Source organism: Mesorhizobium sp. M7A.F.Ca.ET.027.02.1.1, from assembly GCF_004022985.1.
Lineage (GTDB): Bacteria > Pseudomonadota > Alphaproteobacteria > Rhizobiales > Rhizobiaceae > Mesorhizobium.
This window is the reverse complement of sequence record NZ_RZOL01000008.1, coordinates 1-24,928: the sequence shown is the minus strand read 5'-3', so window position 1 is coordinate 24,928 and position 24,928 is coordinate 1. Positions and strand designations below refer to the sequence as shown.

The 24,928-nt window shown below is 61.1% G+C and carries 24 protein-coding genes and 2 pseudogenes; 15 read left to right on the top strand and 11 right to left on the bottom strand.

What is annotated here, in order from left to right; translation table 11 throughout:
* Position 1: 1 nt before the first annotated feature.
* The 5 genes and pseudogenes from EN749_RS02325 (at position 2) to EN749_RS02305 (ending at position 3,691) form a co-directional block, all read left to right on the top strand.
* Positions 2-1,150: a glycosyltransferase gene (locus EN749_RS02325; protein ID WP_128362487.1), complete on the top strand. Its 1,149-nt coding sequence runs from the start codon at positions 2-4 to the stop codon at positions 1,148-1,150.
* A gap of 8 nt (positions 1,151-1,158) precedes the next feature.
* Positions 1,159-2,133 (top strand): GNAT family N-acetyltransferase, encoded by a 975-nt coding sequence (locus tag EN749_RS02320; RefSeq protein ID WP_164873812.1) that lies wholly within the window; start codon positions 1,159-1,161, stop codon positions 2,131-2,133.
* A 3-nt stretch (positions 2,134-2,136) separates the two neighbouring features.
* Positions 2,137-3,051, top strand: coding sequence for a class I SAM-dependent methyltransferase (locus EN749_RS02315; RefSeq protein ID WP_128362486.1), 915 nt, complete (start codon positions 2,137-2,139; stop codon positions 3,049-3,051).
* Positions 3,052-3,133: 82 nt separating this feature from the next.
* A pseudogene (locus EN749_RS38570) lies at positions 3,134-3,351 on the top strand (hypothetical protein).
* A gap of 163 nt (positions 3,352-3,514) precedes the next feature.
* On the top strand, positions 3,515-3,691 hold the full coding sequence (locus EN749_RS02305) for a hypothetical protein (RefSeq protein WP_127809653.1): 177 nt from the start codon (positions 3,515-3,517) through the stop codon (positions 3,689-3,691).
* Here EN749_RS02305 and EN749_RS02300 read toward each other — a convergent pair whose 3' ends face one another.
* Positions 3,692-4,255, bottom strand: a complete 564-nt coding sequence (locus EN749_RS02300) for a sigma-70 family RNA polymerase sigma factor (RefSeq protein WP_127326434.1) — start codon at positions 4,253-4,255, stop codon at positions 3,692-3,694. It abuts the gene before it with no gap.
* Positions 4,256-4,545: 290 nt separating this feature from the next.
* On the opposite strand from EN749_RS02300, the gene EN749_RS02295 reads away from it, so the two are divergent.
* On the top strand, positions 4,546-6,657 hold the full coding sequence (locus tag EN749_RS02295) for a catalase (RefSeq protein ID WP_127809652.1): 2,112 nt from the start codon (positions 4,546-4,548) through the stop codon (positions 6,655-6,657).
* 79 nt (positions 6,658-6,736) lie between these two features.
* On the opposite strand, the gene EN749_RS02290 is transcribed toward EN749_RS02295, so the two are convergent.
* The 3 genes from EN749_RS02290 to EN749_RS02280 form a co-directional block, all read right to left on the bottom strand.
* Positions 6,737-7,225: a hypothetical protein gene (locus EN749_RS02290; protein WP_127397664.1), complete on the bottom strand. Its 489-nt coding sequence runs from the start codon at positions 7,223-7,225 to the stop codon at positions 6,737-6,739.
* 84 nt (positions 7,226-7,309) lie between these two features.
* Positions 7,310-8,689, bottom strand: coding sequence for an Nramp family divalent metal transporter (locus tag EN749_RS02285; protein ID WP_348629335.1), 1,380 nt, complete (start codon positions 8,687-8,689; stop codon positions 7,310-7,312).
* 399 nt (positions 8,690-9,088) lie between these two features.
* Positions 9,089-9,517, bottom strand: a complete 429-nt coding sequence (locus EN749_RS02280; RefSeq protein ID WP_245481686.1) for a LysE family translocator — start codon at positions 9,515-9,517, stop codon at positions 9,089-9,091.
* 226 nt (positions 9,518-9,743) lie between these two features.
* Between EN749_RS02280 and EN749_RS02275 the strand changes: the two genes are divergently transcribed.
* The 9 genes and pseudogenes from EN749_RS02275 to EN749_RS37555 all read left to right on the top strand — a co-directional run bounded on the left by EN749_RS02275 (position 9,744) and on the right by EN749_RS37555 (position 19,097).
* Positions 9,744-10,754, top strand: coding sequence for an ATP-dependent DNA ligase (locus EN749_RS02275; RefSeq protein WP_128362485.1), 1,011 nt, complete (start codon positions 9,744-9,746; stop codon positions 10,752-10,754).
* 95 nt (positions 10,755-10,849) lie between these two features.
* The gene (locus tag EN749_RS02270) at positions 10,850-12,604 is read left to right on the top strand and encodes a thiamine pyrophosphate-dependent enzyme (RefSeq protein ID WP_128362484.1); all 1,755 of its coding nucleotides are present in this window, start codon (positions 10,850-10,852) and stop codon (positions 12,602-12,604) included.
* Between the two features lie 260 nt (positions 12,605-12,864).
* Positions 12,865-13,581 carry a cytochrome c oxidase assembly protein gene (locus EN749_RS02265; protein WP_245491231.1) on the top strand — a complete coding sequence of 239 codons (717 nt, stop codon included), beginning with the start codon at positions 12,865-12,867 and terminating at the stop codon, positions 13,579-13,581.
* A gap of 299 nt (positions 13,582-13,880) precedes the next feature.
* A pseudogene (coxB, locus tag EN749_RS39390) lies at positions 13,881-14,468 on the top strand (cytochrome c oxidase subunit II); the annotation flags it as partial.
* Entirely contained in the window at positions 14,445-14,795 is a 351-nt protein-coding gene (locus EN749_RS39385; protein ID WP_281040165.1) for a c-type cytochrome, read from the top strand. The pseudogene coxB and the gene EN749_RS39385, both read left to right, overlap by 24 nt.
* Complete coding sequence (gene ctaD, locus EN749_RS02255) at positions 14,792-16,732, top strand: cytochrome c oxidase subunit I (RefSeq protein ID WP_128362483.1); 1,941 nt, start codon at positions 14,792-14,794, stop codon at positions 16,730-16,732. The genes EN749_RS39385 and ctaD overlap by 4 nt, the downstream gene beginning before the upstream one ends.
* Entirely contained in the window at positions 16,729-17,331 is a 603-nt protein-coding gene (locus EN749_RS02250; RefSeq protein ID WP_128288175.1) for a cytochrome c oxidase subunit 3, read from the top strand. The genes ctaD and EN749_RS02250 overlap by 4 nt, the downstream gene beginning before the upstream one ends.
* A 1-nt stretch (position 17,332) precedes the next feature.
* The gene (locus EN749_RS02245) at positions 17,333-17,674 is read left to right on the top strand and encodes a hypothetical protein (protein ID WP_127266688.1); all 342 of its coding nucleotides are present in this window, start codon (positions 17,333-17,335) and stop codon (positions 17,672-17,674) included.
* 649 nt (positions 17,675-18,323) lie between these two features.
* Positions 18,324-19,097 carry a c-type cytochrome gene (locus EN749_RS37555; RefSeq protein ID WP_189367311.1) on the top strand — a complete coding sequence of 258 codons (774 nt, stop codon included), beginning with the start codon at positions 18,324-18,326 and terminating at the stop codon, positions 19,095-19,097.
* Positions 19,098-19,104: 7 nt separating this feature from the next.
* Here EN749_RS37555 and EN749_RS02235 read toward each other — a convergent pair whose 3' ends face one another.
* The 7 genes from EN749_RS02235 to EN749_RS02205 form a co-directional block, all read right to left on the bottom strand.
* The gene (locus EN749_RS02235) at positions 19,105-19,524 is read right to left on the bottom strand and encodes a c-type cytochrome (RefSeq protein WP_127397877.1); all 420 of its coding nucleotides are present in this window, start codon (positions 19,522-19,524) and stop codon (positions 19,105-19,107) included.
* 313 nt (positions 19,525-19,837) lie between these two features.
* Positions 19,838-20,041 carry a CsbD family protein gene (locus EN749_RS02230; RefSeq protein WP_127326428.1) on the bottom strand — a complete coding sequence of 68 codons (204 nt, stop codon included), beginning with the start codon at positions 20,039-20,041 and terminating at the stop codon, positions 19,838-19,840.
* Positions 20,042-20,605: 564 nt separating this feature from the next.
* Entirely contained in the window at positions 20,606-21,337 is a 732-nt protein-coding gene (locus EN749_RS02225) for an ABC transporter ATP-binding protein (protein ID WP_128362482.1), read from the bottom strand.
* Positions 21,337-22,101 carry an ABC transporter ATP-binding protein gene (locus EN749_RS02220; RefSeq protein ID WP_127398881.1) on the bottom strand — a complete coding sequence of 255 codons (765 nt, stop codon included), beginning with the start codon at positions 22,099-22,101 and terminating at the stop codon, positions 21,337-21,339. Before EN749_RS02220 ends, EN749_RS02225 begins: the two co-directional genes overlap by 1 nt.
* 2 nt (positions 22,102-22,103) lie before the next feature.
* Complete coding sequence (locus tag EN749_RS02215; RefSeq protein ID WP_245466214.1) at positions 22,104-23,063, bottom strand: branched-chain amino acid ABC transporter permease; 960 nt, start codon at positions 23,061-23,063, stop codon at positions 22,104-22,106.
* Complete coding sequence (locus tag EN749_RS02210; protein ID WP_023809510.1) at positions 23,063-23,974, bottom strand: branched-chain amino acid ABC transporter permease; 912 nt, start codon at positions 23,972-23,974, stop codon at positions 23,063-23,065. The genes EN749_RS02215 and EN749_RS02210 overlap by 1 nt, the downstream gene beginning before the upstream one ends.
* Positions 23,975-24,092: 118 nt before the next feature.
* Positions 24,093-24,928: branched-chain amino acid ABC transporter substrate-binding protein (locus EN749_RS02205; RefSeq protein WP_128362481.1), on the bottom strand; the 836-nt coding region annotated here is incomplete at its 5' end.

Genomic DNA, 24,928 nt, shown 5'->3' with positions numbered 1-24,928 from the left:
CATGCTGCCCATGCATCAGATGCAGGACTTCGCGACGCCGTTGACGGGTGGAGATACGGCGCAGGGCAACGAGACGCGCCCAGGCGAGACACTCACCGTCCTCAATGTTGCCTACCCTCTCGCGCCCGTCGGCCCCGACGCTGTCGGCGGTGCCGAACAGGTTCTGTCGATGCTGGATCGGGCACTGGTTCAGGCCGGTCATCGATCTATCGTCATTGGCTGCCGAGGCTCCAGCGCGAGCGGCACGCTTGTGGAAATACCGGCCGAAAACGGCGTACTCGACGAGGCGGCGAAGAGCCGCGCGCAACAGGCCCATCGCGAGGCGATCGCGGCTGCCCGTGCCCGATGGCCCATCGACGTGGTTCATCTGCACGGCATAGATTTCGACGCTTATCTGCCCGACGATGGTCCGACCTTGGTGACCCTCCACCTGCCATTGGATTGGTATCCGGCCGCGGCATTGCGCCCGACGCGCGGTGACCTCTGGCTCCATGCGGTCTCGCCCACCCAGCAGAAAACCGCGCCATCAGACGCCCGGCTGACGGCGCCGATTCCGAACGGCGTTGACATCGAAGCACTGACCCTGCTGCAGTCGAAGCGCGACTTTGCCCTTGTTCTAAGCCGGGTTTGTCCGGAAAAGGGCGTCCACCTGGCGCTCGACGCAGCCAAACAGGCAGATGTGCAACTGGTCATCGGCGGCAAGGTCTATCCCTATGAAACGCATACGCGGTACTTTCGCGATGAGGTCCAACCTCGCCTCGATGGCCGCCGCCGCTTCCTTGGTCCGCTCGGCTTCATCGCCAAGCGACGCATTCTCAATGCAGCGCGCTGTCTGGTCATTCCGAGTCTCGCAGCCGAGACCAGCTCGCTTGTGGCCATGGAGGCCCTCGCCTGCGGTACTCCGGTGGTCGCCTTTCCAAATGGTGCGCTTCCCGATGTCATAGAGCACGGCAGGACGGGCTTTCTCGTCGATACGGTCGACGAGATGGCCCAAGCCATTCTTGCGGCGCCCAGCTTGGATGCCGAGACATGCAGGGCCGAAGCGCGACGGCGGTTTTCGCTGGAACGGATGATCTCGTCTTACATGGACGCCTATCAGGCGCTGGCACAGCTTGGCACTGGTCGCCGGCGCTTCGCGGCGACGCCGTGAGCTAAACTGTGCTGCGCAGCGAAATCATCGGTGACCTCGCACAATTGGACGCCTTGACGCCGCACTGGTGGAAACTGTGGCAGCAGAGTCCCTCGGCGACTCCGTTTCAATCTCCCGCCTGGCTGGTGCCGTGGTGGCACGCATTCGCACCTGGTGAACTGGCGACGGTCGCGGTCTGGCGTGGCGACGATCTGGTCGGGCTGGCGCCATTCTACCTCGAGCATGGGATATCCGGTTCGAAGCTGCTTCCGGTCGGCATTTCGCTCAGCGATTATCTGGACATTCTGGCTGTCCCTGGGAGCGAAGCCGAGGTCGTCGACATTGTCGCCGAGTCGATCCTCTCGATCGGGTGGGCGCAATGGATCTTGTCGGACTTGCCGCAGGACAGCCTCTCCCTTGCGATGACGCATCCCGAGATCGATTGGCCGACCGCCCATGCCGCCTGCCCCGTGCTCGCCCTCGCCGGCGACGAAACGCTTGCAGGCTGCGTCCCCGCAAGACGCAGACGCCAGTTGCGTCGGGCGCGTCAAGCCGCATCAAGATGCGGCCGGATCGCGCTGTTGTCGGCAAGCGGCAGTCCGCAAACTTTCCTCGATCAATTGATCCGCCTGCACAATATGCGCTGGGCCGAACAAGGAGGCGGTGTGTTGGCCAACGCCGCCGTCGAGCAATTCCATCGGCTCTCACTTCCCTTGCTCGACGCTCACGGTCTGGTGCGATGCTGGCTGTTCGCGATCGATGGCGGAACCGTCGGCGCCTATTACGGATTTCACCACCGCGGCCGTGCCTATGCTTATCTCGGTGGTTTCGACCCTGCTTATGCCGAGGAGAGCCCAGGTGCGATCCTGATTGGCCACGCAATCGCGGAAGCGATCCGCGAAGATGCGCGCGAGTTCGATTTTCTGCGCGGGCAGGAGGCCTATAAATATGGCTGGGGCGCCGTCGACAGGTGGACGATGCGCAGGGTCTGGACGCGGAGTTGATGCATGAGTGTAACCGCACCGAAAGCCGCCCGGCGCACGAAATCGGTCAGGCTGGCGGTTGAAGACTGCATGGCCGATGGCATTTGCGCCGAAGGTGTTCTCGTCAGGCTGGCGCTCCACCTGCCGCCCACAATTGGAGCGGCGGAATTGGCGGAGGTCGTGCTGAAGGTCCAGCCGGCGGATGCCGGCGACGCAGCAAGGCTGCGAAAGGTCGCCGGACTGCTGCGCTGCAAACCAGACGTCTTCGCCATGTTGCGGGCAACGGGTGGCGCCGTTCGGCATGAGCGCGATGAGGACGAGACGAATGTCGCTGTCGTCATGCGGCTGGCCTCCAGCTTCGATGCCGCGGCAGCGATTTCGGGAGCCGCGAGTGTCCAACTGGCATCCCTCGGCGATGAGGCAAGGCTCACAGTCACGACCAACGAAATCGTCGCATGGCTGGAAGCGCGAGGATTCACCGGAAGGGAACGGAGCATTCTCGACATCGGTTGCGGCATCGGCCGTTTCGAGCGCGCGCTGTGCAAATCCTTCAAGTGGATGGTCGGCATCGACATATCGCCGCGGATGATCTCCATCGCCTCCGAGCAATGCGCCGCACTCGGCAATGTCGAGTTGCGACAAACCTCCGGTCTCGATCTGTCCGAATTCGCCGATGCCAGTTTCGATTGCGTGCTGGCGGTGGACAGCTTTCCCTATCTGGTTCTGGCCGGCATGGCTGATCGGCATTTCGACGAAATTGCGCGCGTTCTGAAACGGCCGGGCTGGCTCGCCTTGCTGAACTATTCCTATCGCGGATCACTTCTCTCAGACCGCGATGATATCGGCCGTCTGGCGCAAGCTCATCAATTGCGGGTCCTCATCAACGGCGAGAAGCCGTTTCGGTCGTGGGATGGCAGCGCCTTTCTGCTCGCTGGGTGAAGCGGAACATTACAGCGCGATGCCAGTTCGGACGTCGAACAACGGGCACCGACGAGTGTACCCTATTTGAAGGAGGATAATCATGGCATCCGGCGGTAAAAAACAATTCGGCCGCAGCAGCCAGGCAAGAGTGCCGGCGCCGGCGCGATGACCTCCCTGGAGAGGGACAAGATCGAAGAAAACGCGGTCTTGTCGAATCGCAACAAGAAGCAGCATGGCCAGGAGCGCGGGCTGGACGGCAATCGGATCAAGCCCGATCAATATCAGGATCACGCCGCTGACCGATTGCCTAGGGATTGAACGCCACCGCCGCGCGTCCATGGCCCGGGACGACGAAGGAGCAGCAAGGAAATAAATCTGTGCAAGGGGCCGCTGGTGAGCTTCTTGGCGGCGGACACCGCCTTGTAATGCCAGGCGCTTATCACCACACTAGGATCAAGGGACCCGCTATCAAGAGAATGTGATGTCTCGTTCGAGCGACGATACCCCGGATCCGCATGTCGAGATGGCTGTGGATCAGGAGATTGCTTCCCTGCTGGCCGCCATAGAGCAGGAAAAAATTCCAGACCGCCTGACCAAGCTGGCGATCGAATTGCAGAACGCGCTCGTCGGGAAACGTCGGCGCGACGTGAAGAACTGACTATCTCCGGCCGTCGACCTCGACATCGAGCTGACCATCCGACAGCTGGTTTCGTCTTTCCATCAATGTCTGCAGCGAACTCTCCCCCAGGAATTCAAGGATGTTGGCGCGCGCACGGTTCAGGCGGCTTTTGACCGTCCCGACCGCGCAACCGCATATGTCGGCGGTTTCCTCGTAGCTCACTCCCAAAACGCCGATCAGCATCAGGACCTCGCGTTGGTGTTCAGGCAGCCTTTGAATGGCGCCGTGAACTTCCTTGCTCTGAACGGTCCATTCCTGGGTGGCTTCCGAAATTGGTCTCGAAGACGCGCAGTCGAGCAAGCCTGGCGATTCCCGGGCAGCGATCTTGACCCGGGTATAATAAGTGTTGCGCATGATGGTGAAGAGCCACGACTTCATGCGCGTACCGGGTTCGAACTTGTCGATGTTGGCGAGACCCTTGGTCAGTGTCTCCTGCACGAGATCGTCGGCGTCGTCGGGGACGCGGCAGAAGGTGCGCGCGAATGCCCGCAGAGCAGGTATCAGGTCAACGATGGAAACTTCATTGGTTTCCTGGTCGGCCAAAAGGCAGCCTCCGGATGACAATGGTCCAGCTCCCAGAAGAAAGAGTGTGTGAACGCAGCCCCAGCTAAATGCATGGAAGTTTGGTTCGTTCCTCCTGCTGGAGGCAACTCTTCATAAATTCTGCGCAGGCGGAGATATCTGTCATCCGATTGGCGCGCACCATCGCCGCAGCAGTCACGGCTCCACCGACAGCGGTGTCTTCAGCGTCCATTTTTACGGGAACAAAGCCGCTCACCGGCAGTTTGATGGCTTGACCACTTCAACCTTCCGGTATCGATCGAGGACCTGTCATGGCCAAATCCGCTCGCCCCTCCGCTCGCCAATCGGCAAGTGGACTGGATCAGAATAGCGCGCGCGGAAATGGCGGCGAGTTGCACCAGATCGCGGGGGACGAAACGCCTGCGCTCACGACGGCGCTCGGAACGCCTGTCTCCGACGACCAAAACACATTGCGGATCGGTGAGCGCGGACCATCGCTGATCGAAGACTTTCACTTTCGCGAGAAGATTTTCCACTTCGACCACGAACGCATCCCGGAAAGGGTCGTTCATGCCCGCGGCTATGGCGCGCATGGTTTTTTCGAGACCTACGAGTCACTTGCCAAATACACACGTGCCGACATTTTCCAGCGAGTTGGCGAAAAGACGCCGGCATTTGTTCGTTTCTCGACTGTTGCCGGCAACAAGGGCTCGTTCGATCTCGCCCGCGACGTGCGCGGCTTCGCGGTCAAGCTCTACACCAAGGAGGGCAATTGGGATCTGGTCGGCAACAACATCCCGGTCTTCTTCATCCAGGACGCCATCAAGTTTCCCGATCTGATCCACGCCGCCAAACAGGAGCCGGACCGTGCCTTCCCCCAGGCACAGACGGCGCACGACAATTTCTGGGACTTCATCAGCCTGATGCCGGAATCGATGCACATGGTGATGTGGATCATGTCGGATCGCGCGATCCCGCGTTCCTTCCGCTTCATGCAAGGCTTTGGTGTGCACACGTTCCGCCTCGTCAACGCGAAGGACGAATCCACCTTCGTCAAGTTCATCTGGAAACCGAAGCTCGGCATGCAATCGGTGGTCTGGAACGAGGCGGTCAAGATCAATGGCGCCGACCCCGACTTCCATCGCCGCGATCTGTGGGAGGCCATACAGGCCGGCAATTTCCCGGAATGGGAGTTGACGGTGCAACTGTTCGATCAGGCATTTGCCGACAGTTTTGACTTCGATATCCTGGACGCAACGAAGATCATTCCGGAGGAGATCCTCGAGCCAATTCCAGTCGGTCGGCTGGTGCTCGACCGGATGCCGGACAATTTCTTCGCCGAGACCGAGCAGGTTGCATTCATGACGCAGAATGTGCCGCCCGGAATCGATTTTTCCAACGATCCGCTTCTGCAAGGCCGCAACTTCTCCTATCTCGATACCCAATTGAAGCGACTGGGCAGCCCGAACTTTACCCATCTGCCGATCAATGCGCCGAAGTGCCCGTTCGCCCATTTTCAACAGGATGGGCACATGGCCATGCGCAATCCGGCCGGTCGCGCCAATTATGAGCCGAACTCATGGGGACTGGGACCGCGCGAGGATCCGCAGCGTGGCTTCCGTTCTTTCGCCGATGCCGAAGAAGGGCAGAAAGTACGTCTGCGCGCGGAGAGCTTCGCCGATCACTACAGCCAGGCCCGGCAATTCTTCAACAGCCAGACACCACCGGAGCAGCGTCACATCGCGATGGCGCTGACATTTGAACTGAGCAAGGTCCAGGCGCCGGCGATCCGCGAGCGCATGGTTTCGCATTTGTTGAACATCGATGAAACGCTGGCGACCACGGTCGCCGACAAGCTCGGCATCCGTGACATGCCCCAACCTGCCGAAGCCGCCGTTTCACCGCGCGATGACTTGCCGCCGTCGCCGGCGCTCAGCATCATCCAAAACGGGCCTGACAGTTTCGAGGGCCGCAAAGTCGGTGTCATGCTTAGCGATGGAGCCGATGTCGCGCTGTTCGAGGAACTTCGTTCCGCCATCGAAGCGGAAGGCGCGGTGATGGAGGTGGTTGCGCCCAAGGTGGGCGGCGTCGAAGCCGCCGACGGCACTCACATCGAGGCAAGGCACATGATCGACGGCGGTCCGTCCGTGTTGTTCGACGCGGTGGTGCTGCTCCTCTCCGAGGCGGGCGCCGAGTTGCTGGTTAAGGAGGCCGCTGCGAAGGATTTCGTGTCTGACGCGTTTGCGCACTGCAAGTTCATCGGCTTCACCCCGGGGGCCGAGCCGCTCCTGGCCAAAGCAGGCGTCGCTCCCGATGCCGATGAGGGGCTGATAGCATTGGATACGGCAGCCTCGGTCGAGACATTTGTGCAGTCGTGCCGCAAACTGCGGCTCTGGGCAAGGGAGGCGGCTGTAAAGCTTTGACGCGATAACAGCCGGCAAGATGCCGGCTGCCGCAATCTGGGTGGTTCGCCTCCTAGCCTTCTGGCACGGCGCCCTATGATTAGCTGCTCTTTCTAGCTGCTTGTTCTCGCTGCTTTTTCAAAACTTCGTCGGTTCCGACCAGCTTCTTCGCTCCACCCGGAATTGCTGTGGATACGACCGCAGGCGGATCGCTGGCCGGAAAAGAATCCTCCAATCCTGCCTGTAACTGATCCTCGAGTGTTTGGGGTTCTTCGGAGCGGCCGTGCGTTCTGCGACTTTCTATGTTCTCCAGCGGCTGTTTCTTTTTTGGCGAATCGTTCGCGTCTCGAATCAAGGAATATAACTGCTCGATCGCTAATTCCTTGATAGTTTCGAAGTCCGCACGATCGTCTTTTGCTTCTTCGATGCGATTGACCATGGCTTTCTCGAACCGCTCAAGACTTTCACTCCCACAGGCATGGGAAAGACGCAGCAAAGCCTCGTGCAGCATTAACGGAGCGAAATGGGCCGACGCCTCAAGCCTGAGTTGTCTTAGACGATCCGGAGTGGCGGCCTGCAACTTTGACATGGACATCTCCTCTCCCACAAGCGTCTCAACGAGAATTGACCGCCGATGTTCCACCGCGCCTGAACATCCTTCCCGCCCGGCGAGCTACAGGAACCAGCTTGCCACCAGTCCCGCCGACGCCGCAAAAATCGCCAGGGTCGTCACGCCGCCCAGGATGTTCGTGCTTGTGCTGTTGACCTTGTCGCCCATGATTTTGCGGTTGTTGGTCATGATGAGGATGAGAAGCAGCAGAGGTGGCGTTGAAAATCCTTGCACAATGCCCGACCAGACCAGGGCCTTCATCGGGTTGAAGCCGAAGAAATTGAGGCCCACCGCCACCAGCGTTATGATCCCGATCACGATGTAGAATTTGGGAGCCTGGCGGGGTTTGGAATGCAGGCTATTCTTCCATCCCATCGCCTGAGCGAAATCGAAAGCGGCGCCAGCGGTCATGATCGGCACGGCCAGAAAGCCAACGCCAATTACACCGGCCGCAAACAGAATGCTGGCAGCGTCGCCGGCAAGCGGCCGCAGCGCTTCGGCCGCCTGTGCCGCTGTCTCGATCTGCGTCTGCCCGGCCTTGTAGAGCGTCGAACCTGTCGAAAGAATGATGAAATACATGATCAGATTGGAGAACGTCATGCCGATCAGGATGTCGCGGCGGGATCGGCGCAGTTCGCTCTCCGTGGCGCCTTTGCGCTCTTCGAGGCTCGTTCGACCCTTGGCTATCTCCTCCTCCACCTCCTGATTGGACTGCCACGTGTAAAGGTATGCGGAGAGCGTGGTCCCGATGATGGCCACGAGGATGGACAGGTATTCGCGGCTGAATTCGATTTTTGGCAATAGCGTGCCGCGCAGAACGGAGGCTGCATCCGGTTTGGCAAGCACCGCGGAGACCACATAGGCAAGCAGAGCCAGAGCCAGCCACCGGAACACATTTCGGATCAATTTATACGATCCGAACACCTGCAGGGCAAAAATGACCACCGCAACGGCAATGACGACCAAGGGAGCAGGCAGAGGAACGAACAGCACGATGGCCGCCGACATGGCGCCAAGATCTGCGGCTGCCTCGATCGTGTTGCCAATCAGCACGCCCACCAGCACGGACCATAGCAGCCAACGCGGATAGAAGTGCGATATGACCTTGAAAAGCCCGCGACCCGAAACCTGGCCTAGTTTGGATGAAAGATAGACGACGACATACATCATCGGCAGCGTGACAGGTGCCGTCCACAGCAGGTCAGGCCCGAACCGCGCTCCGGCGCTCGCGTAGGTACCGATGGCCGAGCAGTCGTCATCGGCCGCGCCGGTGATCAGACCAAGCCCGAGAGCCCGAACGACGCCGCCCTTTTTTTGCCCGCTTGCCCTTTGGCCCTCGTCAGGTGGCTTGTTCATTGAAGGCGCGTCTTTACCGAGGCCACGCAAGAAATCATGACGAACATTCCAATCGGACGGCGATGAAGCAGCCGTTTCAAGCTGCATTGAGATCGAGGCTCGAACCTCTGGTCAGGCTTTTTGTTCCTGGACCAGTCCCGGCCCGCGACGACGTTTCATCCGATGCGGGTTCTTTCGGCGGAGCGGACATCCAAGCGAATGCTCCGCTCCACTGAAGAAGGGTGTCGGAGCCTGTCATTCAGGCGACTTGGCACAAAACTTTCCCCGAAAGAAAATCCCGCGGCGCCAAAGTCGAGTGTTCGGCCCAGCCCGTTCATCCGCTTGGTCAGCGGCTCGTACCGCCGCCGATCGCCATCCGTAAGCCGAGGCCGATGATGAGACAGCCGGCGAGCCGCTGCTGCCAAAGCCTTGCGCGAGGGTGCCGCATGACCCATGCGCCGGCCGCGCCCGATGCCAAGGCATAGGCTCCCAGCACCAGCACACCGGTTATCTTCTGTGTTGCGCCAAGCAGCACCAGCTGCAACGTGACGGAGCCCCTGTGCGGATCGACAACTGCGGCAGGAACGCAACCATGAACATCAAAGGCCAGGGATTGCTCAGATTGGCGATCATTCCTTCCTGGGCGGCGGCGAGCGGCCGCAGGGCCTTGAGGTCACCTGTGGGAATGGTTGCCGAGGATGAAAGCAGCAGCCGGACACCCAGCCAGACGATGTAGGCCGCCCCGGCCCATCGAAGCAGATTGAACGCCAGGGGCGAGGCGTGGACAAGCGAGGACAGGCCGAATGCAATCAGCGGAAGCTGCACAAGTCCGGCGCCCAGCGTCATGCCGAGCACCGTGAACAGCGCCACGTCGCGCCCCTGTCCAATGCCGCGGGCCATCACCAGCATGCTGTCGGGACCTGGCGGCACCTGCATGAGAATGACGGTTCCGACAAAAGCTATCCACAATGAGGGATCGATGGGGCATCTCCGTTAGCGCTGCCGATGACATCAAAGCGGCCAGCCGTCATCCGGGTTCCGCGGCAAATGAAAATGTCCCATCGCGAAGAACCAGGCATGAACCGTCAGATGGAACGCGGTGCCAGTCCTGGAAGTTGAAAAAAGCCGGAGCCGTTCCTGAACCGGTTTTGGAGGCCTACCCGTGCATGAACCAATAAACGCCTTCCCGCTCCCGCTGGACACGTCTCCGATGGAGGCCAAGCTTGCCGATGAAATCCCCCGGGATGGAAACCGCTGGCAGTACGAGCCCAAATGGGACGGTTTTCGCTGCCTGGCTTTCAAGAGCGACGACACCGTTGACCTGCGCGCCAAATCCGGCAAGCCGCTCGGCCGCTATTTTCCGGAAATCACGGACATTTTGCGTGACCTCAAGCGCGGGCACTTCGTCATCGACGGCGAGATTGTCATTGAGGTTGACGGTGAGCTTTCCTTCGAGGCGCTGCAGATGCGCCTTCACCCGGCACAAAGCAGAATCCGCAAACTGAGTTCGCAGACGCCTGCCAGTCTGATCCTCTTCGACATGCTTGCCAGGCCGGGCGGCGAGGTCATCACGGGCAAGCCACTTGTGGAACGGCGGCGAGCGATCGAGGACTTGGTGACCTCCTCGAACAGTCCAGATCTTCGCCTGTCGAAGTGCACTTATGATGCAGCCACGGCGGCTCGATGGCTACACGGCTCCGGCCATGCATCGACCGACGGCATCATGGCCAAAGTGCTTGATGAGCATTATCTGTGCGGCGAACGTGCGATGGTGAAGGTAAAGCCGAGGCGCACCGCCGATTGCGTTGTCGGCGGTTTCCGTTATCTCGCGGACAGTCGTGAGGTTGGCTCGCTGCTCCTCGGCCTCTACAATGACGACGGCAAGCTCGATCACGTCGGCTTCACGTCGACCATCGCCAGGACCGACAGAGGAGCGCTCACGCGCCGGCTGGAAGGGCTGCGGTCAGAGCCCGGATTCACCGGCAAGGCGCCCGGCGGCCCGAGCCGCTGGAGCACGGAGCGCAGCGGACAATGGGAACCCTTGCAGCCTGAACTGGTGGTGGAGGTCCGCTTCGACCACGTTACCGGCAATCGGTTCCGCCACGGCACCAAACTGCTGCGCTGGCGCCCCGACAAGGCGCCACGGCAATGCACGTTTGAGCAGATCGAATAGACCGCTCCTGGAAGATCGCTTCCACGATTTATTGTGACGAAGGAACCAACTCGGGATTCACCGGTTCGGACACCATCCACCGGAGCTACCCCGACATGCCAAATGCAGCAGAAATTCTCATCGATACGCTCGTCGCCTGGGACGTGGAGGTGGTGTTCGGCTTGCCGGGAGACGGCATAAACGGCGTCATAGAAGCGTTGCGGACGCGGCGCGACAAGATTGCCTTCGTTCAGGTCCGGCATGAAGAGTCGGCTGCCTTCATGGCATGTGCGTATGCCAAGTGGACAGGAAAGCTGGGCGTGTGCCTTGCGACGTCCGGTCCCGGCGGAACACATCTTCTGACCGGCCTCTATGACGCCAAGCTCGACCAGGCTCCGGTGCTGGCGATTACGGGCATGCAGTTCCACGATCTGATCGAGACGTTCACGCAACAGGATGTCGATCTGACGCGCGTGTTCCACGATGTCTCCGTTTACAATGCACATGTCGCCGACGCCGCGCATATGGAAAACGTCGCCAGCCTTGCCTGCCGAACCGCGCTGGCGCGCAAGGGCGTCGCCCATCTTTCAATTGCCAGCGACATCCAGGAGCAGGAGAGCGATCCGTCGAAGCGCTCCAAGCGCAATCGCCCGGCGCACACGCCGCAGGATATGTTCGCCGGTCACAGCGTACCGCTGGAGGTTGAGCTCGACAAAGCCGCCGCCATTCTCAATGACGCTTCGCGGGTTGCGATCCTGGCCGGACGCGGCGCCATCGGCGCGGCCGCCGAACTCGAACACACGGCGCGCCTGTTGCAGGCGCCTGTCGCGAAGGCCTTGCTGGGCAAGGCGGTGCTGCCGGACGACCATCCTTACACCACCGGCGGGATCGGCATTCTTGGAACCCTGGCTTCGCAAGAGGCGATGGAGAGCTGTGACGCGGTGCTGATTGTCGGTTCGACCTTTCCCTATATCGAATACTACCCGCAGCCCGGGCAGGCCCGTGGCGTCCAGATCGACAGCGATGCGCAGCGGATCGGCTTGCGCTTTCCGGTCGAGGCCGGCCTTGTCGGCGACGCGGCCGAGACATTGCGCGCGCTCAACCAACGTCTGACGCAGAAGCCCTCCGATGAATTCCTGCACCGTTCCCAGGAGACCATGAGAAAATGGCGCGAGATGATGCGGCAGTCGGAAGACATGCAGGCGCAACCCTTGAAGCCACAAGCGATTGCCCGGGCGTTCGGACAACGGTTGGCCGACGACACAGTGCTGGCCACGGATTCCGGTCAGAACACGGAGTTGGCCGCACGCCATGTCGATCTTCGCAGCGGCCAGGCATTCGGGGTGTCCGGATCGCTGGCGTCGATGGCTTGCGGTCTCGCCTACGCCATCGCTGCCGGCATCGCGTTCCCCGGTCGACCGATTGCCGCCATCGTCGGGGATGGCGGCTTTGCCATGCAGCTTGGCGAATTCTCGACGGCGGTGCGCTACAAGATCCCGCTGAAGGTTCTGGTGATCAAGAACAACATGCTCAATCAGATCGCCTGGGAGCAGATGATGTTTCTGGGCAATCCGCAATTCGGTTGCGAATTGCAGCCGATCGATTTTGCCATGGCGGCGGAAGCAATGGGCGCAAAGGGTTTTCGCATCGAGCGGGCCGATCAGATCGAGACGGTTCTCGACCAGGCTTTCGCCACGCAAGGCCCAGTCGTGATCGAAGCGCTGGTAGATGCGTATGAGCCGCTGATGCCGCCCAAAATGCCGGCAGACTACGCCAAGAACTTCCGCCAGGCCCTGCCGCGGACGCCGGGACACGAACGCATAGAAGAAAACATCGCCCGGGAGCCGGCGAAATCGATGATGGACGCCTAGAGGCACGGAGGTGAGAACAGCGCCTCAGTGGCTTCAATCTGGATCTTTCCAGATGAACCGGAGCTCCGGTGCTCTTCCGGCTGACGGATGCGGATCATGAGCTTCGACGCGCTCTTTTCGACCTGATCTGCTATGGCAACGGCGCCCCGCAAGCCGGTTGGACACTGGCGCTTCCAATCACATTGCCGCTCCTGGCAGTCGTGTCGCTCTATACAGCGGGCGCCAGCCGACTGTGGCGACGGAGCGGACGCGGACGTCGCTTGCGATCACGGCAGGACTTCCAGTTTGCTGCCGGTTGGGCCGTCCTGGCGTTCGCCCTTGTAAGCCCGATCCATGCGTTGGGCGAACATGTGTTTGCGGCGCACATGATCGAGCATGAATTGCTGATGGCGGTCGCAGCGCCTCTGCTGGTTGCCTCCCGCCCGACAGCGGCGATGATGTGGGCACTGCCGGTACAGCTGCGCCAGATATTCGGAGCGGCCGGACATGCAAATACGCTTCGGGCGATCTGGTCGTTCATCAGCCGCCCTGTGGTCGCGACCGTCCTGCACGGAGCCGCGATATGGATTTGGCATGTCCCGGCGCTGTTCGAGGCTGCCCTCCAGCAGGGTTTCCTGCACTATGCCCAGCATGCGAGCTTCCTCGGTACCGGGCTTTTGTTCTGGTGGGTGCTGCTGCCTCGCCCTGGCCGCGAGCACGCTTGCGGCAATGCGGTGATGCATCTCTTCTTCACCTCGCTCCACACCGGGCTGCTCGGGGTTTTGCTCGTCGTCTCGCCAAAGCTGTGGTATCCGGCTAATGCCGTCGGCTCGGATCTGTGGGGGCTCAGCCCGCTCGAGGACCAGCAACTTGCAGGCTTGATCATGTGGATTCCCGCTGGCCTGATCTATGGCGGAGCCGCACTGCTCTCGGTCGCTTTCTGGATTCAAACGAGCAGCCGGCGGCATCAGGCTCCCCAGGAGTTGCGCATCGTCTAACCCGCACCGCTTCACGTCGGTTTTCACCGGGCGGTGTTGCCAAGCATCCTTTTTCAGCCAGCTGCGTTATGGCCTTGGCAACGATGGTGGATTCTTCATGGCGAGGTGCATGAGTCCGTTGGCCCGCTCTCGCAGGCGGACATGACCGCAAATGTCGCTTGCCTTTACATGTCCAACGCAAATCCTGACTGGCATTGTTCCGGGAAAGGCTGCGCAACCGCGTTTGAGGTGGGTCAGCGCAGCGTCGACGTTGCGGCGATCGGCAATCGGCCCTCCATGCACACGGTGCGAACGCCCGGAGAATCCTTGATCTGATCTGGTCTTTCAGCGCAGTCGCGGCGGCCACGTGGCTGCTTGTCATGCTGGTCTTGGCGGCAGCGCTTTTGCGTCGCCGCCTCTCCGAGACAACGCGCTCGCCGCTCGAGATCGATTCACATCAGGAGCGCCGATTTACCCGCGCTGTCGGCAGCGCCGTTGCGCTGACCGTTCTGGTGCTCGTCATGATGACGATAGCGAGTTTTTTCGCCGGCAAATCCATTGCTTCGCTGAGCGGAACGGAAACGCTTGCCGTGCGGATCACGGGGCACCAATGGTGGTGGGAGGTCCGGTATGCCGGTAATGATCCCTCGCAATCGATCGTCACGGCAAATGAAATCCATGTCCCGGTTGGCGAACCGGTCAAGGTCGAACTCGATTCGCTCGATGTTATTCATAGCTTCTGGGTGCCGAACCTTGCCGGTAAGCGCGATCTCATTCCGGGCCGGCCAAGCCAGCTTACCCTCATCGCCGATAAGCCCGGCATCTATCGTGGCCAGTGTGCCGAATTTTGCGGCTATCAGCACGCCCATATGGCCATCACCGTCATCGCGGAAAGCCGCGAAGCGTTCGACGCATGGCAATCCAGGCAAAACGCCGTCGCATCCGCGCCTGGCGGCGAGGAAGAACGCCGCGGCCAACAGGCATTTCTTTTCACCGGCTGTGCGCTCTGCCATACGATAAGAGGCACGCCTGCCAGCGGAACGGTCGGTCCTGATCTTACGCATCTCGCCAGCCGACGTGCACTGGCCGCAGATACGCTGGCCATGACCCCTGGCGCGCTCGCCGCCTGGATTGCCGATCCACAGTCGGTAAAGCCCGGCGCCAAGATGCCGCGCATTGCCCTTAGCGCCGACGATCTCAACGCGGTCGTCGCCTATCTCGGAAGCCTCGAATGAGCGGCTTTGGGAGAAAGCCGGCCGAGCATACCCAGGAGGGCCTGAAAGGCATCCGTGACACCGGCCTCGAAGAGGTGAGACTGCGCGCCTTTCTGGGGCATGCCTGGCGAACGCCGAAAGGCTTCTACGGCTGGCTGGTCACGGTCGATCACAAGCTGATCGGACGGCGCTATATCGTGACGGCTTTCCTGTTTCTCATCCTTGCGGGTCTATCAGCGCTCGCCATGCGTTTCCAGCTTGCCCAGCCTGAGGCCGGCCACATCGGCCCCGATCTCTACAACCAGCTGTTCACCATGCATGGCACGACGATGATGTTTCTGTTCGCCGTGCCGGTGATGGAAGCTTTCGCCATTTACCTGGTGCCGCTGATGATCGGCACTCGCAATGTCGCCTTTCCGCGGCTCAATGCATTCAGCTACTGGGTCTATCTTTCCGGCGGGCTGATGATCTGGATCGCCTTCGCCTTCGAAACCGGTGCGGATGCCGGCTGGTTTTCCTACGTACCGCTCGCCGGACCCGAATATGGCATCGGCAAGCGCCCCGATTTTTGGGCGCAGATGGTGACCTACACTGAAGTGTCCGCGCTCGCGGTAGCGGTCGAGATCATCGCGACAGTGTTCAAACAACGTGCTCCCGGCATGTCGCTTGACCGCATCCCGCTCTATGTCTGGTCCGTCCTCGTCACGGCTTTCGTCATCCTGTTCGCCATGCCGGCCGTGATGGTCTCGAGCACAATGCTGATCCTGGACCGCCTGGTCGGCACGAAATTCTTCGATCCCGCTGCAGGCGGCGATGCACTGCTGTGGCAGAATCTGTTCTGGTTCTTCGGCCATCCCGAGGTCTACATCATCTTCATTCCGGCGACCGGCTTCGTCTCCGCGATCCTGCCGACCTTCGTTCGCCGCCCGATCTTTGGCTATCTCGGGATCGTCCTGTCGTTGATCGCGATCGGTTTTCTTTCCTTCGGCCTGTGGGTGCACCACATGTTCGCTACCGGCCTGCCGCAGCTCGGCGAAAGCTTCTTTACCGCTTCCTCGATGATGATCGCCATTCCGAGCGGCATTCAGATCTTCTGCTGGATTGCGACGATCTGGGGCGGCCGGCCGATCTTCGCCACGCCCATGCTTTTCGTGCTCGGCTTCATCTTCACCTTTGTGATCGGCGGCCTGACCGGGGTCATGGTCGCCTCGGTGCCGCTCGACCTGCAGGTACACGACACCTATTTCGTGGTTGCCCATTTCCACTATGTGCTGGTCGGGGGCGCCGTCTTCCCCCTGCTCGGCGCCGTTTACTACTGGTTTCCCAAGATCACCGGACGCATGCTGTCCGAGAGGCTCGGCCGCTGGAATTTCTGGCTCGTCTTCCTCGGGTTCAATCTCACCTTCTTCCCCATGCATATTTTCGGTCTGCAAGGCATGCCGCGCCGCGTTTATACGTATCCGCCGGCGAGCGGCTGGGGCGAGATGAACCTCTTCATCAGCCTCTCTTCACTGGTGGTGTTCGCCGGCTTTGCGCTTTTCTTCCTGAACCTCCTGCTCAGCCTTCGCAACGGCCGCATTGCCGGAGACAATCCCTGGGGCGCGAGCACGCTCGAATGGGCGACGACGTCGCCGCCGCCCTCCTACGATTTTTCGCGGCTGCCCGTGGTAACTCACCTCGAACCGCTTTGGGCCGAGCCCGATACGCTTCCCGTGGTCGAGGGTCTGCGTGTCGACGCACGCGAGGTGCTCGCCGGCACGGTCGCCGATGCGGTGCCGCAACTAAGGGTGCCATCGGCTGACAACTCCATCTGGCCGCTTCTGTCGGCCATTGCGGTGGGCGGTGCATTTCTCCGTTCGATATACACGCCATGGGCGGTGGTCTGGGGAGCGATCCCGGTTTCGATCGGCTTCATCTGTTGGTTCTGGCCGAAAGGCGAGCCGGAGGACGAGGAATGAGGCACCGTCCCGTCGCCGACGTCAGCCACCTGCCCACATATGATTTCGGGTCGGCGAGCCCGATGTGGTGGGGAACCCTTGCCTTCATTGCTCTCGAGGCAACAGGTTTTGCCTTGGCGATAGGCACCTACTTCTATTTGGCCGTGCTGGCCCGGCATTGGCCCATCGGAGCCCCGGCGCCAGATTTGCTGCCGGGCACGGCAGTGTTGATCATTCTGGTTGCGAGCGTCGTGCCCAACCACCTGATCGAGTTTTGGGCGCGTCGCCAGGACCTCGCGAAAGTTCGCCTTGGCATGGTCGTCATGTCGGTCGTCGGGATTCTTCCGCTGATCGTTCGCATCTGGGAATTTCCGGCTCTGCGGATTTCCTGGGATCAGAACGCTTACGGATCGATCGTGTGGTTCCTGCTTGGACTGCATACCACGCATCTTCTTACCGATGTCGGCGACACGATCGTCCTGGCGGTTCTCATGTTCACGCAAAAAGGCAAGGCGGGCCGCCGCTTCAGCGACGTCTCGGACAATGCGTTCTACTGGGACTTCGTCGTCGTCTCATGGGTCGTGCTCTATCTTGTTATCTATTGGGCTCCGAGGATGTGAGATGCAGGCGATCCGTACCGGCGTTTCCTGGGCAGGCCTGGTCAGCGGGCCAGTTGCATGGGCAATAGCCCTGCAGCTCGATTACTCCATTGCATCCTGGCAGTGCCATGCCGGCTTTCGTCCCACTGCCTTGTTCTCATTGATAGGCGCCGCTGTCGCCCTGGCAGGCACGCTCCTGTCGTGGCACGCCGTTCATGACCGCGGGCATGGTACGATCCCGCCCCGGAAGGCGCGCACGCGCGCGTTCCTTGCCAGGACTTCGGTGGGCATCGGGGCGCTGTTCACGCTCATCTTGCTGGCGCAAGTGGTGGCAGGGCTGATCTTCAGCGGGTGCGAACTGTGACGACGCCAAAGACGCGGAGATTGGCCATCCGCCGCCGGTACGCGCTTTGGCCTGCCACGGGCATTCCATTCCCAGCCGTCATTTCTCGGGCGGTCGTCGTTGGCGCTTTGCACCGAGCTGCGGGCGAGCGAAATCCAGAGGGGTGAATATCTCACGCGAGCGGCCGACTGCATCGGCTGTCACACGTCCAATCCGAGCCGCCCCTTCGCTGGAGGCTATCGCGTGCCGACACCCTTCGGCGATGTATACTCGACCAACATCACACCAGATCTCGAAACGGGCATCGGACGCTATTCCGCGGACGAGTTCGTGCGAGCCGTCCAGAAAGGTATCAGGCGCGACGGAGCCGATCTCTACCCCGCCATGCCCTATGACAGCTTCGCCGCAATGAGCTGCGAGGACGTGCTTGCGATCCGGGCCTATCTCCTTGCGCAGCCGCCGATTTCCCAGCCGCGGCCGCGAAACATTCTGCCTTTTCCATTCAACCAGCGCTGGACGGTTGCGCTGTGGAAGCTCACGAACCTCCAAAGCGGCAGTTTCACGCCTGATCGGAGCCGGACCGCCGCATGGAACAGGGGAGCCTACCTTGTCGAGGTGCTCGGCCACTGCGGTGCCTGCCACACGCCAAGGAATGCGACGTTCGGCATGGATGAAGACCACAAGCTTGCCGGCGGCACCGCCGGCATCTGGCAACATCACCAGCGACAAGATCGCAGGCGTCGGCGGCTGGAGCAACGAAGAGTTGTCTCGATTCCTCAAAACCGGCGTCGTGCCCGGGAAGGCCTACGCAGGCGGGCCGATGGCGGAAACGGTCATGAACAGCCTGCAGCATCTTTCCGACGACGACATCCAGGCTATTGTCGCCTATCTCAGGGACGTGCCCGCCCAACCGGGAGACGAGAAGCAGCCGCGTTTCTCATGGGGTAACGCGGCCGCGGCCGCGGCCGACGGCGATGCTGGAACCGAAGGGATGACGCAAGGCAGCGGAACCGCAACCGGCGATGATCTCTATCGATCGCTTTTTTCGACGTGCCATGGGGCGAACGGAGGCGGATCATCAGACGGATCCTATCGGTCCTTGACCAGTAACAGCACCCCCGGCGCGGCCACGCCCGAGGATGTCGTCATGACCATCCTTGAAGGCGTAAAAGCTGGTGACGTGGCCGGGCGTCAATCGATGGCGGCCTTCGGCGGCTGGCTGGATGATGGCCAGGTGGCAGCTCTTGCAAATTACGTCACCGCGCGGTTCGGAAATCCCGACCTCAGCGTCACCGCGGCCGATGTACGCCAGATGCGGGCAGGAACGACAACCAGCCAGACAATCATCATTCTGGCGGTTCAATCACTTGTAGCGGGCGCCGCCGTGTTGATGCTTGGCCTGCTGCTTTTGCTGGCAAGACGCCTGCGCCGTAGGGCGACTTAAGCGAGCCTCATGTTCGCGCATAGAGATAGGCGGTAATGTCGCGCGCCTCTTGAGGCGACAGATTTGTATTGGGCATGGCCGTCTTCGGGTCAACGTCCCGCGCCCTGCTGATCCAGCGCATCATCGCATCCGGGGTGGCTCGCGACGGCCCGGTATATCCTCTTTCGACGACGCCTTGCAGGGACGGACCGACGGTGCCACGGGCGCCGGGCACTCCCGGGATTTCGTGACATCCGCCACAGCCGTTGCGGATCATTGCCGGGACGGCCCGGTCAGGGTCGCCCCCGATGGCCTGTGCAATGGTGGTTTCCCGGAGATTGTCGCCGCGGACCAAGTTGATGGCGCAACCCACCGGAACAATGACGACCGCCGCGGATACGCCTGCCACCCAAGGCAGTGGCATCAGCCTGACGGGTTGTCGGCTCATCCGCGCCTGCTGCCGCCGCAAGACGCGGCCCGGTGACCGCTGCAAGCGCCCTCAAAAGCCCGATCATCCCCGGATCTTGCTGTAGACAGCTCAACCATCGCGACGAAAATCATACCAGTGGGCCGAACACGAATGTAGCCAGCAGAACAAGGAAAATCACAGCGATAACTGCGATCGCCCACATGACGATCCTTCTTGTCCCCCGTTGCTCTTGCTTGCGAGAGATATCTTCTGACACAGTACGAAATCCTTGCTGCAAAATTCAACTGTTGGGCCGCGTCTTGGAATTGGCCGCGGCCCGGGCCTCACGCGCTTACCAGCCCTGCTGACCGTACCAGTCATCGATATCGCGCCGCACACGGTCCTTTTCGAGGCCATAACGCTCCTGGATCTTGCCTTCGAGTTGATCGCGCTTGCCGGCGATGCGGTCAAGGTCGTCATCCGTGAGTTTACCCCACTGCTCCTTGACCTTGCCTTTCACCTGTTTCCAGTTTCCTTCCACGCGGTTCCAGTCCATGACACCGTTCTCCTTCGGTTTGAAAACGTCTAACCTCGGAGAGCAAACGCAAATCAACGACGGATGTTCCTGGAACTCGACGCTCGTCTTGCTCTCACAGGCCACGACCCATTCCTTTACGCTCAGCCTGCGCCATCAATTGAGGTCGTCCTACTCGAAGGCGACGCCATGACCTTCGACCCAAGACGCCTCCACACCTTCCGCAACAGTTCCGCCACCAAGCAGGCGCAAGCGCTTTTCATCCTGTCGCCGCCGTCCGTCTACAGGCACAGTTATCTTAAGCCAGCGTAGTCCGATGATGTCGCTTTCGGGAAACGGCGAAGCTGGTCTTAATGACCGACTTGAGGCGCAAAGCCGCCGTTCGGCTTGAGATAAATTCGGTCAGCGAAATGGCTGGATCAGCTTCCTGAATCGATTTGAGCGGACCGCTTCGTAACCTGTTGACAAATAATGATTATGTTAGTCTCTGAGGGTCAGTGCTTCCTGCACAAATCAATATGTTAGGGGCTGGACTGGAGCGGCGGCCTCATTTTGTAAAAATCCGGGCGTTGGCAGCTTTGCCAGCTAAGCAGCGACGCCACCTAAATAGGCGCTGATAACCGCTTCATTGCTCGCGAGATCGCTGCCTGGTCCCTCAAGAACAACGCGTCCAGCCTTGAGAACGTAGCCGTAGTCGGCGAATTTCAAGGCGACTTTGCTATTCTGCTCCACAACAAGCAGGATGGTCACGCCTTCACGATTGAGGCGCTGCACGATGTTCATGACTTCCTTGATCAGTTGCGGCGCCAGACCCATGGAAGGCTCGTCGAGCAACAGCACCTTGGGCGCGGCCATGAGGGCTCTGCCGATCGCCAGCATCTGCTGCTCGCCTCCCGAGAGGTTCCTTGCATCGCCATTCTGTCTGCGCGCAAGGATGGGGAAGAGCTCAAAAACATGATCCAGCCGCCTGCGGCGCTCGGCGTCGTCGGCAAGCGTAAACGAGCCCAGGTCAAGGTTCTCCTTGATCGTCATGTCGCCGAAAATACGCCTTCCCTCCGGGACGTGGACGAGCCCGCGATGCGGCAGGCGATGGGCAGGGACCTTGGTTATGTCCTCGCCCAGGAAGCGGACACATCCGGAGGATGCGGCAACGAGGCCGGACAGCGTGCGCAGCGTGGTGCTCTTGCCCGCACCATTCGCGCCAAGCAGGGCGACGATCTGGCCGCGTTTGACCGAAAGGCTGACACCATGAAGGGCTTCGATGCCGTCATAGCGCGCGACGATGCGGTCCGCGGAAAGAACGATTTCGGCGTCCATCATTCCTCCGTGCCGAGATAGGCTTCGATGACCCTGGGGTCTGTTCGCACGGCCTCCGGCGGTCCGTCGGCGATCTTCTGCCCATAGTCGAACACCACGATCTTCTCCGACACCTGCATGACCAGGCCCATATCGTGCTCGATCAGCAGGACGGTGACACCGGTTTCGTCACGGATGCGGCGGATCAGGTGCACAAGGTCCAGCTTCTCGCGCTCGTTCAGGCCGGCGGCGGGCTCGTCCAGCAGGATGAGCTCGGGCGTCGACGCCAGGGCTCTTGCGAGTTCGAGCCGCCGTTGTTCGCCATAGGAAAGACCACCGGCACGGCGATGCGCATGCTGCTCGATGCCGACAAAATCGAGCCAGCGCATGCCAGCCGCGCGGATCGCCTCCTCCTCGCGCCGCTGTGCCGGCAAGTGCAGGATCGCCGACATGATGCCGTGGCGGCTGCGGCAATGCTGGCCGGACATGGCGTTTTCCAGAACGGTCATTTCCTTGAACAGCCGGATGTTCTGGAACGTACGGGCGAGGCCGAGCGCGGTGATGCGATGCGGCGGCAAGCCGGTGATTGGCCGGCCGCCCAGACTGATCGAGCCGCCCTTCGGCTTGTAGAAGCCGGTCAGGCAATTGAAGAGTGATGTCTTGCCGGCCCCGTTCGGCCCGATAAGACTGTTGATGGCGCCTTTCTCAACTGAGAACGAAATGTCGTGAAGGACTTTCAGTCCTCCGAAACTGAGGCGCAGATCGCGGACTTCCAGCAGCGCCATGGTCAAACTCGCTTGTCCGGCCACAGCCCGTTCGGCCTGAAGAGCATGATTGCCAGCAGCGCAACCGCAGTCACCAGCGGACGATAGGTCCCCGCGCCGCGCAGCACCTCCGGAAGCAGGGCCACGAGAACAGCACCAAGGACGACGCCGGGAATGCGGCCCATGCCGCCCAGGACGACGCCGAGAAGGATGAGCAGCGATTGGTTGAAGGTGAAACTCTCCGGCGAGATGGCCGTCATCTTGGCTGCGTAGAGGCATCCGGCCACGGAAGCGATCACAGCGCCCATCATATAGGCTTGCAGCTTGGCCGTGACACGGTTGATGCCGATGCCAGCGGCGGCGTCCTCATCGTAGCGAACGTAGAACCAGGCTCGTCCCATTCGCGATCGCTCGACGCTCAGACAGACGAAGGCGGTGAGCAGCGCAAGCACCAGGAACGCATAGTAGAAGTGCTGCACCTGCATCAACCTGAAGCCGAATATCTCCGGGCGCTCGATGCCGATGAGTCCGCTCGCGCCACCAGTGATATCGAGGTTGCGGGCGATGATGCGCACGATTTCGCCGAAGCCCAGCGTCACGATCGCCAGATAGTCGCTGCGCAATCTCAATGTCGGAGCCCCGATGATGATGCCAGCCACGCAGGCTGCCGCCATGGCGACCGGGATGGTGAGCCAGAAATTGAACCCGAATTCGGCGGTCAGGATGCCTGACGTGTACGCGCCGACTGCGAAGAAGGCGGCGTAGCCGAGGTCGAGCAGGCCTGCATAGCCGACGACAATGTTGAGGCCGAGGCACAGAACGACATAGAGCAGCGCCGTGGTTGCCACCTCCGTCACATAGCCGTTGGCGAATTGCGGCAACACCAGCGCGACGGCGAGTGCCGTCAGGCCGGGCAGCACGACGGACCAGCGCATCAATTGCGGTTGCACGGCGGTCGGCATGGTTCTGACTTCGTCGATCATCACACCCGCTCCACGACAGAGCGTCCAAGAAGGCCGGTCGGCTTGAACACAAGGAACAGGATCAGGGTCCCGAAAACGAAGACGTCACGCCACTCCGATCCGACGAAGGGCAAGGACGAACCGAAAGCCTCGAGCAGGCCGAGCAGCAAGCCGCCGAGCATGGCGCCCGGCACGCTGCCGATCCCGCCTATGACAGCGGCGGTGAAGGCCTTGAGCCCCATGATGAAGCCCATGAAGAAATGGACACTGCCATAATAGGCGCCGGCCATGACCCCACCGCCGGCAGCGAGCGCCGAGCCCATGAAAAACGTCAAGGCGATCACCCGGTCGACATCGATGCCCATCAGGCGGCTCGCCCCCATGTCGATGGACACGGCGCGCATCGCCTTGCCGTACATGGTGCGGGAGACAAAGGCCTGCATGCCTGCCATAAGAGCAATGGAGGCGGCCACCAGAACCATCTGCGTGTAGGTGATATGAACGGTGGAAATGTCGACACCGGCAAAACCGAGGTCGGTGTTGAAGGCGTAATGCCGCCCGCCGGTCAGGGCGAGTGCCGTGCCGTTCAACACCATCGAGGCACCAAGCGCCGTGATGAGGATGGAGAGGCGCGGCGCATTGCGCATCGGCCGATAGGCGAAGCGTTCGATGATGACGCCGAGCAAGCCGACAGCCAGCATCGACACAAGCAGGGCGCAGACCACGCCCAGCCAGCCATTGCCGACCCATATGCCGACAAAGGAGAACACGATGAGGCCGACGAAGGCGCCGTTCATGTAGATGTCGCCATGGGCGAAATTCAGGAGCTTGATGACGCCGAAGACCATGCTGTAGCCAAGCGCGATCAGGGCATAGAACGAGCCGACGATAAGACCGTTCACCAGTTGCTGAATAAGCAGGTCGAGCGTCATTGATGCTCCAGAGCAGAATTGAAAAAGTCTTGTCTGGGCGCAGCGTCGGCGCACCAGACAATCGGCGGTGACGCCGAGGCCGCCACAAGGCCTGCCTCGGCATCAATCCGGCTGGCCTTTATTCGACAGCCACCCACTTGCCGCCCTTTGCAATCACCGGGCGGAAGTTCGAGGTCTGGAGCGTGTTCTTGTCGGTGAACTTGATTTCACCGGCGAGGCCCTTGAAATCGCTGGCCTTGAGCGCCTCGATGATCGCCTTCTGATCCGCCGACTTGGCCCGCGAGATCGCATCGACGATCAGGTCGCCCACATCGTGGGAGAGCGCCGCATAGGCGCCGGCGTCGCGGCCATAGGTTTCCTTGTACTTGGCCTTGAAGTCGGCGGCGCCGGACAAGAGGTCGACAGTCGGCGGAGACAACAGGTACACGCCCTCACCGGCCGACCCGGCGATCTCCAGATATTCCGGTGAATTGTTGCCGTCGCCCAGCACGATGCCGCCCTGGAACCCGGCCTGCCGGAGCTGCTTGGTGAGCAGAGCGCCACCGGCATGGTAGGCGGTCCAGAAGACAGCATCGGCGCCGCTCGACTTGATCTTGGTGACGACCGCCGAATAGTCCTGCTCGCCGGCCGTGGTGGTCTCCTTGGCGGCAATTTCGCCGCCAGCGCTCTTGAAAGCTTCGGCGGTCAACTTGGCCAGGTCGGACGAATAGGCATCGCCTTCGTCCACGAACGCGAACTTCTTGTAGCCGTTCTTCTTGAAGAGTTCGACGGCTGTCGTCGCCTGCATGTCGCCGGTCGAATTGGCGAGGAAGGCATTGCCCTGATTGGCGGCGACCAGCTTGGTCGAGTTCGCTCCGATGATGACGAACGGAATGCCGGCGTCACCATAGATCTTTAATGTCGGCAAGACGGCGCCCGAGCAGTAGCCGCCGACGATGGCGGTCACGCCTTCCG